Here is a 14369-nt window from a genome sequence, read left to right as displayed (position 1 = left end):
ATCTTCAATTATAAATAGACTTTAATACATTTTGAATAATTTTAATCGGACACTCGTGTAAAAAAAATTAGAAAAAGAATATCAAAACTTACATCTACCGCATCAAGGTATTTTTCTTGGGGAAATTTTATGTAAGTTTGCAAAAAAAATTTAATTTAGGAGAATGAGCAAATTATTAATTGTAGGAACGGTTGCTTTTGATGCTATTGAAACGCCATTTGGAAAAACAGATAAAATTTTAGGTGGCGCAGCTACATATATTGGACTGTCTGCTTCGAATTTTAATGTAGATTCAGCTATTGTATCGGTTGTTGGGGAAGATTTTCCGCAGGAATATTTAGATATGTTAGCAGCTAGAAATATTGATATTTCTGGTATTGAAGTTGTAAAAGGCGGAAAAACATTCTTCTGGAGTGGAAAGTATCATAATGATATGAATTCAAGAGATACGTTAGCGACAGAGTTAAATGTATTGGCAGATTTTAATCCGGTTGTTCCTGAAAATTATAAAGATGCAGAAATTGTAATGTTAGGAAACTTACATCCTGGCGTACAAATGAGCGTGATTAATCAAATGACCAAGAAACCAAAGTTAATTGTATTAGATACGATGAATTTTTGGATGGATTGTGCTTGGGATGATTTAATCGAAGTCATTAAAAAAGTAGACGTAATTACCATTAATGATGAAGAAGCGCGTCAATTATCAAAAGAATACTCTTTAGTAAAAGCTGCTCAGAAGATTCATGAAATGGGTCCTAAATATGTAGTGATTAAAAAAGGAGAACACGGAGCATTGATTTTCAATGATGGAAATATTTTCTTTGCACCAGCATTACCACTAGAAGAAGTATTTGATCCAACTGGAGCTGGAGATACATTTGCAGGAGGATTTTCTGGATATTTAGCACAGCATAAAAATATTTCGTTTGAAAGTATGAAAAATGCTATTATATACGGATCTAATTTAGCTTCCTTCTGTGTGGAGAAATTTGGAACACAACGAATGGAAACGCTCACAAGTGAAGAAATAACGGAGCGCTTAAAACAATTTAAGCAACTGACTCAGTTCGAAATAGAAGTAAACTAAAAAAAAGCGCTCAGTCATGAGCGCTTTTTTTTGTCACAATAAGTATGAACAACACAACAAACTACACTAATGAGTGACGCTTTGAAACACGAGTGCGGAATTGCACTCCTACGACTTTTAAAACCATTAGAGTACTATAAAGAAAAATATGGTACCGCATTTTATGGCATTAATAAAATGTACTTATTAATGGAAAAACAACACAATAGAGGGCAAGATGGTGCTGGACTGGCAAGCATTAAGCTTAATATGAATCCGGGGGAACGTTATATTAGTAGAGTTCGTTCCAACAATCAACAACCTATACAAGATGTTTTTGCGCAAATAAACGAGCGTATTAATGAAATTATACTCGAAAAACCTGAATTGCAAGAAAACGTAGCGCTTCAAAAAAAGCAATTACCATATGTTGGCGAATTGTTTTTAGGACACGTACGTTATGGAACTTTTGGTAAAAATAGTATTGAAAGTGTACATCCGTTTTTGAGACAAAATAACTGGATGCATCGTAATTTGATTGTTGCTGGAAACTTTAACATGACCAATGTAAATGATCTTTTTGAAAACCTGATTACTATTGGACAGCATCCGAAAGAGAAAACGGATACGGTGACTGTGATGGAAAAAATTGGTCACTTTTTGGATGATGCTGTTGCCAAATTGTATAAAAAACTAAAAGACGAAGGTTATAATAAACAAGAAGCGTCTCCACTAATTGCGGAACGATTGAATATTGCGAAAATTTTGCGAAGATCTGCAAAAGATTGGGACGGCGGTTACGCGATGGCTGGATTATTAGGTCACGGAGATTCTTTTGTTTTGAGAGATCCTGCGGGAATTAGACCAGCGTATTACTATCAAGATGATGAAATTGTTGTAGTTACTTCGGAACGTCCTGTGATTCAAACAGTATTTAATGTAGATTTTGATCAGGTAAAAGAAATTAAACCAGGAAATGCATTAATCATCAAAAAAGATGGAACTGTTAAAAGTAAAGAAATCTTAAAGCCTTTAGAACGCAAAGCATGTTCTTTTGAACGGATTTATTTTTCTCGCGGAAGCGACGCAGAAATCTATAAAGAGCGAAAAATGCTAGGGAAATTACTTCTTCCCAAAGTATTAAAAGCTATTGATGATGATATTAGAAATACGGTGTTTTCTTTTATCCCAAATACAGCAGAAACTTCTTTTTTCGGTTTAACCGAAGCTGTGGAAGAGTATTTAAACGAACGTAAAACCAAAGAAATTTTAGACGGACAACGTTCCTTATCTGCTGAAAAAGTTCGAGAAATTCTTTCCGAAAGACCGCGTGTAGAGAAAATTGCCATTAAAGATGTAAAATTACGAACCTTTATTACGGAAGATAGCAGCCGTGACGATTTGGTTGCACACGTATACGACGTTACGTATGGCGTTATACAACCCGAAGACAACTTAGTGATTATTGATGATAGTATTGTTCGTGGAACGACGCTGAAAAAGAGTATTATTAAAATGATGGATCGTTTGCATCCTAAGAAAATAGTTGTCGTTTCATCTGCGCCACAAATACGCTACCCGGATTGTTATGGAATTGATATGGCACGTATAGAAGATTTAATTGCGTTTAAAGCTGCGCTATCGCTTTTAAAAGATCAAAATAAGTATGACTTAGTAGAAGAAGTCTACAACAAGTGTAAAGCACAAGAAGGCTTAAAAGATATTCATGTTCAGAACTTTGTAAAGGAAATTTACGATCCTTTTACAGATGAAGAAATATCAGAAAAAATAAGTGAACTTATCAAAACAGATGTAGTCAATGCGGAAGTCAAAGTGATTTTCCAAAAAGTAGCAAATCTCAATAAAGCATGCCCAAATAATTTAGGAGATTGGTATTTTACAGGAAACTACCCAACTGATGGCGGAAACCGTGTTGTAAATCGTGCTTTTATTAACTTTTATGAAGGCAATAAAGAACGTGCGTATTAGACATTTAGTTTCAAATTATTATGAATAATTTTCATAAAGAAAAATTAATTTATAATGGTTAATATCATAAAGAAAAGTTAAAATACACACTTAGTCTAAAAAAGAGGTATTTGGTCTAATATATTAGGGCAAGTTTATCAACTCGACTTACATTAGCAATGCCATAGCATAAGTAGGTTAAGTTCATGGTAAGATTTGGGGCAAAAAAAGGTGGTTAATTCCACCTTTTTTTATGCGCAAAAGTGAAATTAGACTTGTTCCCGCGGAGGCGGGAATCTCTTAGACCGCTTTCGTTTTTAGATTTTAGACCGCTTCGCTTTTAGATGCTTACTCGGAATCTATTTTCATTATTATAAAGTTTAAATCGTGAAGTTTAAATTGTTTCTCACTCATATGAGAAACTGAATCGAGTTGAGTTTGACGTTGTTTTTCTGCCTTATCAGTTTGTTATTTCGCACTTAATGCGGAATCCACTTTGAAACGCTTTAGGTTTCTGCCTGTGCAGGAATAACATCAGAAAATATCTTGGCTCTTCTTAGATCGCTTTGCTTTTAGATGTTTACTCGGAACCTGTTTAGAAAATAAGTTTTCAAACTTTTATAAAAGCATCATTAAAAAACATCCTGATTCTTGATTCTGAAAGTCTTGGCTCTTTTATTCTGTATATTTCAAAATTGTATAAAACTCATACTAAATAATATTTACATGAGATCCCGCTCTACAGCGGGATTACTTCAACTTACAGTTTTGTGTTCGCTCTGCAAGCTTCACTAAACTGAGTTTCAAAAAAAAAAGACGAACATTGCTGTTCGCCTTTTCTATTTTACAAAAGTATTTTCTAATTACTTACTCTCTGCATAACGCTTTTCAACTTCATTCCAGTTAATTACATTAAAAAATGCATTGATATAATCTGGACGTCTGTTTTGATAGTTTAAGTAATATGCGTGTTCCCAAACATCTAATCCTAAAATTGGTGTTCCGCCACAACCAACTCCTGGCATTAACGGGTTATCTTGATTTGGTGTAGAACATACTTCTACTTTTCCTCCTTTATGCACACAAAGCCAAGCCCAACCAGATCCAAACTGTGTTGCTGCCGCTTTGCTAAATGCTTCAATGAATTTATCTTTAGAACCAAAAGCAGCTTCGATAGCGTCTTTTAATTCTCCTGAAAGATATCCTCTATCATCTGGGTTCATTACTGTCCAAAAAAGACTGTGGTTGTAAAATCCGCCTCCATTATTACGAACTCCTGCATTGCTCATGTCTAAGTTCGTTAAAATATCTTCGATTGATTTTCCTTCTAAGTCTGTTCCTTCAATTGCATTATTCAATTTTGTAGTATATCCGTTATGATGTTTTGAATGGTGAATTTCCATTGTTCTTGCATCAATATTTGGTTCTAAAGCGTCGTAAGCGTATGATAATTCTGGTAATTTAAAAGCCATTGTATCTAGATTTATTAATTAAACATTCATTTTAATACCTACAAATTTAATCATCTGTTAGCACATAATGAAACGATTGAAACAGATTGTGTTAATCTTCACATAAAATAAATCTATACCAGAAGGGTTCAATCTTTCATTTTTAAGGGTGAAATTCTTTTAAAAAACGCAACACTTACGTATTAAATTATAAAATTACTGCGAAATAACACGTGCGATTTTGAAAAAATTCCGTTTCTTTATAAATTACAATATCAATTTAACCAATTGATAATCTTATATATAGTATTAACTAAAAAACTTTTAAACCATGAAAAAAAAGAACCTAGTCAAAAAATTACAGCTTAAAAAGGCGCAAATTTCTAATCTTTCCAACGCTAAAGTTATTGGAGGATTTGATGCTGAACCTTGGTCAACAAAACCACGAACATGTCTTACTCAAAATTGTACAGAATTTAACACCTGTCCTTGTATAACAATTGCAACATGTCTTACTGACGAATGTATAACGAGATCATGCAATCCAGATGTTTGTCCTGATCCTTTTTAATAGACAGAAAATACTAATGAATTTTAAAAACATACCAATTAATAAAATCCAGCTTTATCATGAAGCTGGATTTTTGTTTTTAGGATATTTATAAAATACTACAAAATAATGTATACGTTTTTGGAATTCTTTGCGTTTCTTTAGCAATGGGTAACAATTTAACCAATTGGTACTCTTCTGTATATAATGTTTAACTAAAAATTTTAAATCATGAAAAAAAAGAATTTAATCAAAAAATTACAATTCAAGAAAACACAAGTTTCTAATTTAGCAAAAGATCAAGTTGTTGGCGGCGGATCAAGATTTCAATGTGAACCAATTGATTTGTCGTTATTAGAAACATGTTATCCAGGTTGTGGACTTACAGAAAATTGCAACACTAATTATAGAGGATGTAATAACCAAACAAACAACTGTGGCACAAATAACTGTGGCACAAATAATTGCAATCCATCAGGAGGAATCTCTTGTCCAGGATATGTGTGCTAAACACTTTATCATATATTAAAACAATCCAGCTTTATTATGAAGCTGGATTATTTATTTTGTAGCTACTTTACAATTTAAGCTATCTTTGTAGACATCGCTAAACTTCTTTCTGTGTCTAAACCATTCATCATTTACAATGCTTCTGCAGGTTCTGGAAAAACGTATACGCTCGTTAAGGATTATTTGCGCATCTTACTCAAAGCAGTTCATAAAGATGCATACAAGCAAATATTAGCGGTTACGTTTACAAATAAGGCTGTTGCCGAAATGAAAGCGAGAATCATTGAAGCTTTAACCGCTTTTACGCTCGATGAAATTCCACAAAAATACAAACCTCTTTTTTCTGAATTTACTGATGAATTAAAACTTCATCCTGCACAATTACAGCAAAAAGCCAAAGAAGTTTTAAAAAGTGTGTTGCACAATTATGCTTTTTTTGAAGTTGCTACGATTGATAAATTCACACATAGTGTCATCAGAACGTTTGCATACGATTTGAAACTTCCGTTGAATTTTGAAGTTGAACTCGATACAGACGCGTTATTAAATGAAGCCGTTGACCAATTAATTTCAAAAGCTGGTGAAAGCAAATTAATTTCAGATGTGTTGATTGATTTTGCATTAGAAAAAGCTGACGACGATAAAAGTTGGGACATTGCTTTCGATTTGAATAAGATTGCAAAGCTGCTGCTGAATGAAAACGAAAAACCACACCTTCGGAAACTAAAAGATAAAACACTAGAAGATTTTAGCGAGCTGAAAACGTTGCTTAAAAAGAAAATTAAAACAACTTCGGACACACTTGTCAATGCCGGAAAAGAAGTTTTGGAACTTATTGCGAGTTCAGGATTGCAATTTGATGATTTTCTGCGCAAAACCTTGCCAAACCATTTTCAGAAAATTGCTGATAAAGATTTTGATGAAAAACGCTTGTACGGAAACAAACTTTCCGAAGCATTAGAAAGCGGAATTGTATATAAAAAAGCTTTAGATCCTTTGAAAGCGTCAGCTATTGATGCTTTATTGCCACAACTCAACGAAAGTTATCACAGCTGTAAAGCAAATGTTTTTGAATTGAGTTTTTTGAGGAATTTCTATAAAAATGCTACGCCACTTTCTGTGCTAAACGCGATTCAACACGAACTGGAAACCATCAAAGAAGAACAAAATTTAGTGTTGATTTCGGAGTTTAATACTTTAATTAGCGAAAGTATAAAAGACGAACCTGCGCCATTTATTTATGAGCGTTTGGGCGAAAAATACAAGCATTATTTCATTGATGAATTTCAAGATACATCTATTATGCAATGGGAAAATTTAATTCCGTTGATTTCCAATAAGCTTCAAACCGAAACCTCAGATGCTAAAAGCGGAACTTTGACTATTGTTGGCGACGCAAAACAATCTATTTATCGGTGGCGCGGCGGAAAAGCAGAACAATTTATTGGATTGAATCATGACGTGAATCCTTTCTTCGTGGAAAAAGAAAAGGTTGAATTGCCTAGAAATTACCGCAGTTATGACGAAATTATCAACTTTAACAATGGTTTCTTTCAACACATTTCAAAATTCTTTAGTCAAGAAAAATATGCAGCTATTTACAAAAACGGAAGCTCGCAACTCACCAACGACAAAAAGGGTGGTTTTGTTTCGTTTCATTTTATAGAAGCAAAAACTGTTGAGGAGGAATTTGAGATTATTCCAGAAATGGTCATTGAAAAAATTCGCGATTTAGAAACAAAAGGCTTTCAATACAAAGATATTTGTGTGCTTACGCGAAGAAAATCGGAAGGAATTGCAATTGCAGATATTCTGTCAACACATCAAATTCCAATCATTTCTTCGGAAACTTTACTCATAAGTCGTTCACTAGAAGTACAATTTATTAATGATGTACTTCGATTGGCAATTCAACCAAAAAACAACGAAGTAAAGCTTCATTTATTAAATTATCTGGCAACAGAAAAATTAGATATTTCAGAAACACATCCATTTTTAAAAACACACGTTGCGCTGGAGCCTGAAGCATTATTTAAAGCGTTGACCGATTTCAGTTTTGACTTCACCTATTTCTTGCAACTTTCCTTGTATGAAGCTGTGGAATATTGTGTGCGCGCGTTTCAACTCACGGAGAAATCAGATGCGTATGTGCAGTTTTTCCTTGATTTTGTTTTGGAATATACGCAGAAGAAACAATTGGGTTTTGCAGGTTTCTTGGAACATTGGGAAAAGAAAAAGAATCATTTAAGCATTGTGGCTTCTGGTTCTGAAAATGCGGTTCAAATTATGACGATTCACAAAGCAAAAGGATTGGAATTTCCTGTCGTTATTTTCCCGTTTGCCAATACAGATATTTACAAAGAACTAGAGCCAAAACTCTGGTATCCGATTAATAAAGATGATTTTAATGGTTTTGAGGAAGCGTATTTGAATCTGAATAGTACGATTCAAGAATATGGCGAATTGGGCGCGCAATTGTATGAAGAGCGACAATCGCAGTTAGAATTGGACAATTTTAATATATTATATGTAGCATTTACGCGTGCTGTACAACAATTGCATGTGATTACAAAAAAAGATGTTGATCGTACTGGAAATGAACGTTTGCAGACATTTTCGGGTTTATTCATCAATTATTTGAAGGAAAGTGATAAATGGAATGATGAGCTTTCATACTACGTATTTGGTGATTCAGAGGAAAATCTAGCGAAAGCGGACACTTCAGAAAAAATTCGCACCATAGTTCAAGAACAATTTATAAGTACAGCGAAGGAAGATCACAACTTACATTTGCTTACTAAACAAGGTTTATTGTGGGACACAACGCAAGAACAGGCTATTGAAAAAGGAAATTTAATTCATGATGTGTTGGCGCAAATAAAATATCCGCCGGACATTGATTTTGTGTTGGACGAATATATTTCGAAAGGAATTATTGATGACCAACAGCGTGAAAAATTGTCGGAAAGTATAAATCGTGTGGTAAATCATCCAGAAATTGCGCCTTATTTTGATCAAGATAATACGGTTTATAATGAAAAAGACATTATTTCGAAAGCTGGAAAAATAATGCGTCCTGATAGAATTGTGGTTAATTCGAACAATGAAACCATACTTATTGATTACAAAACGGGCATGCACAATCCATTTTATGTGGAACAAGTGTATGAATATGCAGATACATTGATAGAAATGGATTTTAAGGTCACGAAAAAAATCTTACTCTATATAAATGAAGAAATCATTATTAAATATATATAACTCAAAAATCGTAGCTATTTTTGTATAAAATAAAATAAGTATGTACGGAAGTATACAACAACACTTAGAAAAAGAACTTCAAGAAATTAAAGAAGCGGGACTTTACAAAAAAGAACGCATCATCACTTCGCCACAAGGCGCTGAAATTACTATAAATACTGGAGAAACTGTACTAAATTTTTGTTCGAACAATTACTTAGGATTATCATCGCATCCAGATGTAATTCAGGCGGCAAAAGACACAATGGATACGCATGGTTTTGGAATGTCTTCTGTTCGTTTTATTTGTGGAACGCAAGATATTCATAAAACATTAGAAAAAAGTATAGCAGACTATTACGGAACAGAAGATACCATTTTATATGCGGCGGCTTTTGATGCTAATGGTGGTGTTTTTGAACCATTACTTACCAAAGAAGATGCAATCATCTCTGATTCGCTCAATCATGCATCTATTATTGATGGCGTTCGTTTGTGTAAAGCGGCTCGTTATCGGTACCAAAATAATGATATGGTTGACTTGGAAAAGCAATTGCAACAAGCAAATGCAGACGGCGCACGATTTAAAATTGTTGTAACAGACGGCGTTTTTTCTATGGACGGATTAGTTGCTCCATTAGATGAAATTGCTGTGTTAGCTGAAAAATATGACGCAATGATTCTGATTGACGAATGTCATGCTACTGGTTTTATTGGTAAAACAGGACGTGGAACGCTGGAAGAAAAAAATGTAATGAGCAAAATAGACATCATTACAGGAACGCTTGGAAAAGCTATGGGCGGCGCAATGGGCGGATATACCACAGGAAAAAAAGAAATTATTGAAATATTACGCCAACGATCAAGACCCTATTTATTTTCGAACTCGTTAGCACCAGCAATTGTTGGAGCTTCTATCAAAGTCTTTGAAATGCTGTCAACAGATACAACCTTACGCGATAAATTATCCGAAAACACGGCATATTTCAGAAAAGGAATCAAAGATGCTGGTTTTGATTTTATAGATGGCGACTCGGCAATTGTACCTGTAATGCTATATGACGCGAAGCTTTCACAAATAATGGCAGATAAATTATTGGAAAAAGGGATTTATGTAATTGGTTTCTTTTATCCAGTAGTTCCGAAAGGAAAAGCAAGAATACGAGTTCAATTATCTGCGGCACATACCAAGGCTCACTTAGATGCTGCCATTGCTGCATTTACAGAGATTGGGAAAGAATTAAATGTAATTTAAAAGCTTAATTACACAAATTTCTTAAATGATTCTAAAAAAATTAATATATTTGTCTTTGTTAATAAGTATTAACAACTTACATTTGTCCTTTAATTAACACTTAAAATTAAATAATTAACATGAAACATCTTAGCAGATTTTTAGTTGCTTTGTTGCTTGTAGTAGGATTCAGCAACGTAAAAGCTCAAGACTCAAATAACCCTTGGCAGATTAACATCTCGGTTAATGCTGTTGACTTCTATCCAACAAATGATATGGAAGCAGCTGGTATAACAGGAAAGTGGTTTGACGAATATTTTAATGTAGGAGACCATTATAACATCCTACCAACACTTTCTTCAGTTAGTGTTTCCAAATATGTTGGAGACGGATTTTCTGTTGGAGTTAGAGGTTCTGTAAACAGAATCGAAAAGTATGGAGACGTAGCAGTTGAAGATTTAACTTACTACGGATTCGATGCAAACATCAAGTACAACATCAATGAACTTTACAACATGGGGAAATTTGATCCTTATGTAGAAGTTGGTGGAGGTTACACTTGGGTTGATGATATCGGAGCTGGTACAGTAAACGCAGGTTTAGGTATCAACTACTGGTTCACAGAAAACATTGCATTCAACATTCAAACATCTTACAAGCATTCTTTTGAGGATTATTTAGCTCCTCACTTCCAACACTTAGCAGGTATTGCTATCAAGTTTGGTGGAAAAGATACCGATGATGATGGAATTTTTGATAAAGATGACGCTTGTCCAGACGTAAAAGGTTTACCAGAATTTAATGGTTGTCCTGATACTGACGGTGACGGAATCGAAGACAGTAAAGATGACTGTCCTGATACTGCAGGTTTAGCTGCATTAAACGGATGTCCTGATACTGACGGTGACGGAATTGCTGATGGTAAAGATGACTGTCCAGAAGTAGCAGGTACTGCTGCAATGAACGGATGTCCTGATACTGACGGTGATGGAATCACTGATGCTAAAGATAACTGCCCAACTGAAGCTGGACCATCTGCAAACAAAGGTTGCCCTTGGACTGACAAAGACGGTGACGGAGTATTAGACAAAGATGACAGATGTCCAGAAGTAGCTGGTGTTGCTGAAAACGATGGATGTCCTCCAATCGCTAGAATGACTGTAACTGAAATTACAGTATTAGACAACTTAGCTAGAACTGTATATTTCAATTCTGGAAAAGATTCTTTCAAGCCTGAAACGTATGCTATCTTAGACAAGATTGCTGAGTTATTAAAAGGTTTCCCGAAAGAAGAATTCACAATTGGTGGTCACACTGATAGCGTTGGTTCTGATTCTTTAAACCAAAAATTATCTAATGCAAGAGCAAATGCAGTTGTAACATACTTAAGAAGTAAAGTAAGTAACAAGTTTACAGCTACTGGATACGGTGAATCTCAGCCAATTGCCTCTAACAAGACAAGAAAAGGTAGAGCACAAAACAGAAGAGTAGATATTAAATTAGTTAGATAATTAATTTAAACTCAAAATAACTTCATAAAAAACGCCACGATATATCGTGGCGTTTTTTTATTTTTACAACATGAAATCATTCCTTTCTCATGTTGTTCGCTATATTTTAGAAAACAATACCGACATTAGTAATCTTACACTGGTATTGCCTAGCAAAAGAGCAGGCGTTTTCTTAAAGCATGAACTTTCACAACAAATTAAAAAAACTTCCTTTGCTCCAACTATTCTCAGCATAGAAGAATTGGTAGAGCAAATTTCAGGATATACCTCAGTTAGTAATACTGAATTACTATTTGAATTTTACACCGTATACAAAACACTAACACCGAAAGAATCTCAAGAACCTTTTGATTCCTTTTCAAAATGGGCGCAAATACTTTTACAGGACTTTAATGAAATTGATCGCTATCTGATTCCGCAAAAAGAAATTTTTAATTACTTAGGTGCGATTCAAGAAATTAATCATTGGTCAATGGAAAAAGAACCAACAGCTTTGGTTAAAAATTATCTAACGTTTTGGAACAAGCTTGAGGAATATTACACTGCGTTAACCGAAAAAATCACGCAAAAAGGAATTGCCTATCAAGGTTTGGTTTACAGAGAAGCCGTTGATAGTTTAGAGTTCTATCTTCAAAAAAACGAAAACAACAAACATTATTTTATTGGTTTCAATGCGTTGAATACTGCAGAAGAAAAAATCATTCAAGAATTTTTAGAAGTTGGCTTGGCAGAAATTTTATGGGATACAGATCATGTTTTCTTTGACGATCCTGAACACGATGCAAGTTTGTTTTTACGTCGCCATCGCTACGACTGGAATTATTTTAAGAAGAATGCCTTTTCTTGGATTGCTGATAATTTTTCAAGCAAGAAAAATATCGAAATCATTGGTGTTCCCAAAAATGTAACGCAAGCAAAACACATCGGGGAAATTCTTCAAGAGTTGCAACAAAATAATGAAACCTTACAAGATGTTGCAGTCGTTTTAGGCGATGAACAATTGTTGATTCCGTGCCTAAACTCATTGCCCGCAGAAATTGAAAAGCTCAATATTACCATGGGATTTCCGCTAAAAGATATTCCGCTAGCAACAACTTTCAATAATTTATACTTACTACAAGAACATCACCGAAACGATGCTTTTTACTATAAAAATATCATCAATGTACTTTCAGACACAAACTTGCGTCCACTTTTTCAGCAAGAAGATACCAACGTAGCGGCAGATATTATTCAATATATTCAAGCAAATAATATTATTTACGTGCCTACGGAATTGATTGTAGAACGATTTCCGGAAGACATTCGAGATATTGCCGAAATGCTTTTTACGTATTGGACCGATAATCCAAAAGTTGCCATTCAAAACTGTATCACGTTAATTCGTCGCTTAAAAACAAGATTAATTGAAGATCGTGAGCAACATTTGTTAGCATTGGAATATTTATATCGTTTCAACGAAGTCTTCAATCAGTTGCAACATTTAACCAAACAACACAATTACATTGCAGATATTAAATCGTTATTGGCGTTGTATAAAGAGATTATTAGCACAGAAACACTCGATTTTAAAGGTGAGCCGCTTCAAGGATTACAATTAATGGGAATGTTAGAAACGCGCGTACTCGATTTTAAAACCGTGATTCTTTCTTCCGTGAACGAAGGTATTTTGCCTTCTGGAAAAAGCAACAATTCATTTATTCCATTCGATCTTAAAAAACAGTTCAATCTTCCAACATACAAAGAAAAAGATGCCATTTATACGTATCACTTTTACAGATTGTTGCACAGAGCAGAAAATATTTATTTGCTATACAATACCGAAGCTGATGGTTTAAATGGTGGCGAAAAAAGTCGTTTTTTAATGCAATTAGAAACGTATAAAATGCCAAATCATACAGTTTCGCAAAATGTAGTGATTCCGAAAGTACCAAAAATAGAAAGTCGTTTGCAAGAAGTACAAAAAGAAGCGACTATTTTAGAACGCATCAAAGATATTGCAAACAAAGGTTTTTCGCCTTCTGCATTAACGTCTTACATTCGGAATCCAATTGATTTTTATTACCAAAAAATTCTCGGCATCAGAGAATACGAAGCTGTAGAAGAAACTGTGGCAGCAAATACACTTGGAACTGTTGTTCATGATACGTTAGAGTTATTGTACAAACCATTTGAAGGAAAAATTGTGGTGACAGATGATATCAAAGCAATGTTCCAAAAGGTAGAACAATTGGTTACCGATAACTTCAAAAAAGCGTATGGAGAAGGAAATATTCATCGCGGCAAAAACCTCATCATTTTTAATGTTGCAAAACGCTATGTAACCAACTTTTTGAACCAAGAATTGCAAACCTTGAAAACGGGAAAAACCTTGCGAATTCTTCAAATAGAACAAACATTACGAGCCAAAGTTGAAATTCCTGAACTTGATTTTCCAGTTTATATTGGCGGAAAAGCAGATCGTGTAGACGAACTAGACGGCGTGATGCGAATTATTGATTATAAAACTGGAAAAGTGTCGCAAGGCGATGTAGAAATTGTAGATTGGGATTTGCTTACGCAAGATTTTAAATTCAGCAAAAGCTTTCAAGTATTGGCGTATGCGTACATGATTTATCAAAAACAGCCGTTTCAGCAAGATACAGAAGGAGGAATTATTTCGTTTAAGAATTTACAAAGCGGATTTTTAAAATTCGGAACGAAAGATAAACCAGGAAGTCGCACCAAAAATCAATTGGTTACTTCAGAAACGTTGGATGATTTTTTAGTTGAATTAAAAAAGCTTATTCTTGAAATTTGCAATCAAGCCATTCCATTCACAGAAAAAGAAGTCTAA

General features: G+C 34.2%; 9 protein-coding genes. 8 read left to right on the top strand and 1 reads right to left on the bottom strand.

The features are described 5' to 3' along the window. The first annotated feature begins 163 nt into the window (after window positions 1–163). Both IMCC3317_RS14610 and IMCC3317_RS14605 read left to right on the top strand, forming a co-directional pair. On the top strand, window positions 164–1090 hold the full coding sequence (locus IMCC3317_RS14610; RefSeq protein WP_160130236.1) for a PfkB family carbohydrate kinase: 927 nt from the start codon (window positions 164–166) through the stop codon (window positions 1088–1090). Between the two features lie 69 nt (window positions 1091–1159). Continuing rightward, window positions 1160–3058: an amidophosphoribosyltransferase gene (locus IMCC3317_RS14605; protein WP_160130235.1), complete on the top strand. Its 1899-nt coding sequence runs from the start codon at window positions 1160–1162 to the stop codon at window positions 3056–3058. 842 nt (window positions 3059–3900) lie between these two features. Here the strand turns inward: IMCC3317_RS14605 and IMCC3317_RS14600 are convergent. Beyond that, window positions 3901–4509, bottom strand: coding sequence for a superoxide dismutase (locus tag IMCC3317_RS14600; RefSeq protein ID WP_160130234.1), 609 nt, complete (start codon window positions 4507–4509; stop codon window positions 3901–3903). A 310-nt stretch (window positions 4510–4819) separates the two neighbouring features. Here IMCC3317_RS14600 and IMCC3317_RS14595 point away from each other — a divergent pair, with 310 nt between their 5' ends. The 6 genes from IMCC3317_RS14595 (at window position 4820) to IMCC3317_RS14570 (ending at window position 14369) form a co-directional block, all read left to right on the top strand. Then, window positions 4820–5059, top strand: a complete 240-nt coding sequence (locus IMCC3317_RS14595; RefSeq protein ID WP_160130233.1) for a class I lanthipeptide — start codon at window positions 4820–4822, stop codon at window positions 5057–5059. A 210-nt stretch (window positions 5060–5269) separates the two neighbouring features. Beyond that, window positions 5270–5548, top strand: coding sequence for a hypothetical protein (locus tag IMCC3317_RS14590; protein WP_160130232.1), 279 nt, complete (start codon window positions 5270–5272; stop codon window positions 5546–5548). Between the two features lie 111 nt (window positions 5549–5659). Next, a complete protein-coding gene (locus tag IMCC3317_RS14585; RefSeq protein ID WP_228054808.1) occupies window positions 5660–8809 on the top strand; it encodes a UvrD-helicase domain-containing protein in 3150 nt (1049 codons plus the stop codon). A 40-nt stretch (window positions 8810–8849) separates the two neighbouring features. Next, window positions 8850–10043 (top strand): glycine C-acetyltransferase, encoded by a 1194-nt coding sequence (gene kbl, locus IMCC3317_RS14580; RefSeq protein WP_160130231.1) that lies wholly within the window; start codon window positions 8850–8852, stop codon window positions 10041–10043. A gap of 119 nt (window positions 10044–10162) precedes the next feature. Continuing rightward, entirely contained in the window at window positions 10163–11533 is a 1371-nt protein-coding gene (locus IMCC3317_RS14575; protein ID WP_160130230.1) for an OmpA family protein, read from the top strand. 70 nt (window positions 11534–11603) lie between these two features. Then, complete coding sequence (locus IMCC3317_RS14570; protein ID WP_160130229.1) at window positions 11604–14369, top strand: PD-(D/E)XK nuclease family protein; 2766 nt, start codon at window positions 11604–11606, stop codon at window positions 14367–14369.

Source organism: Kordia antarctica (assembly GCF_009901525.1).
Lineage (GTDB): Bacteria > Bacteroidota > Bacteroidia > Flavobacteriales > Flavobacteriaceae > Kordia > Kordia antarctica.
This window is presented reverse-complemented; position numbering and strand designations above follow the sequence as displayed.

Coding starts and splice junctions, on each gene's coding strand:
- IMCC3317_RS14610 (WP_160130236.1), top strand. CDS start 164: ATGAGCAAATTATTAATTGTAGGAACGGTTGCTTTTGATGCTATTGAA.
- IMCC3317_RS14600 (WP_160130234.1), bottom strand. CDS start 4,509: ATGGCTTTTAAATTACCAGAATTATCATACGCTTACGACGCTTTAGAA.
- IMCC3317_RS14590 (WP_160130232.1), top strand. CDS start 5,270: ATGAAAAAAAAGAATTTAATCAAAAAATTACAATTCAAGAAAACACAA.
- IMCC3317_RS14595 (WP_160130233.1), top strand. CDS start 4,820: ATGAAAAAAAAGAACCTAGTCAAAAAATTACAGCTTAAAAAGGCGCAA.
- IMCC3317_RS14570 (WP_160130229.1), top strand. CDS start 11,604: ATGAAATCATTCCTTTCTCATGTTGTTCGCTATATTTTAGAAAACAAT.
- IMCC3317_RS14575 (WP_160130230.1), top strand. CDS start 10,163: ATGAAACATCTTAGCAGATTTTTAGTTGCTTTGTTGCTTGTAGTAGGA.
- kbl (WP_160130231.1), top strand. CDS start 8,850: ATGTACGGAAGTATACAACAACACTTAGAAAAAGAACTTCAAGAAATT.
- IMCC3317_RS14605 (WP_160130235.1), top strand. CDS start 1,160: ATGAGTGACGCTTTGAAACACGAGTGCGGAATTGCACTCCTACGACTT.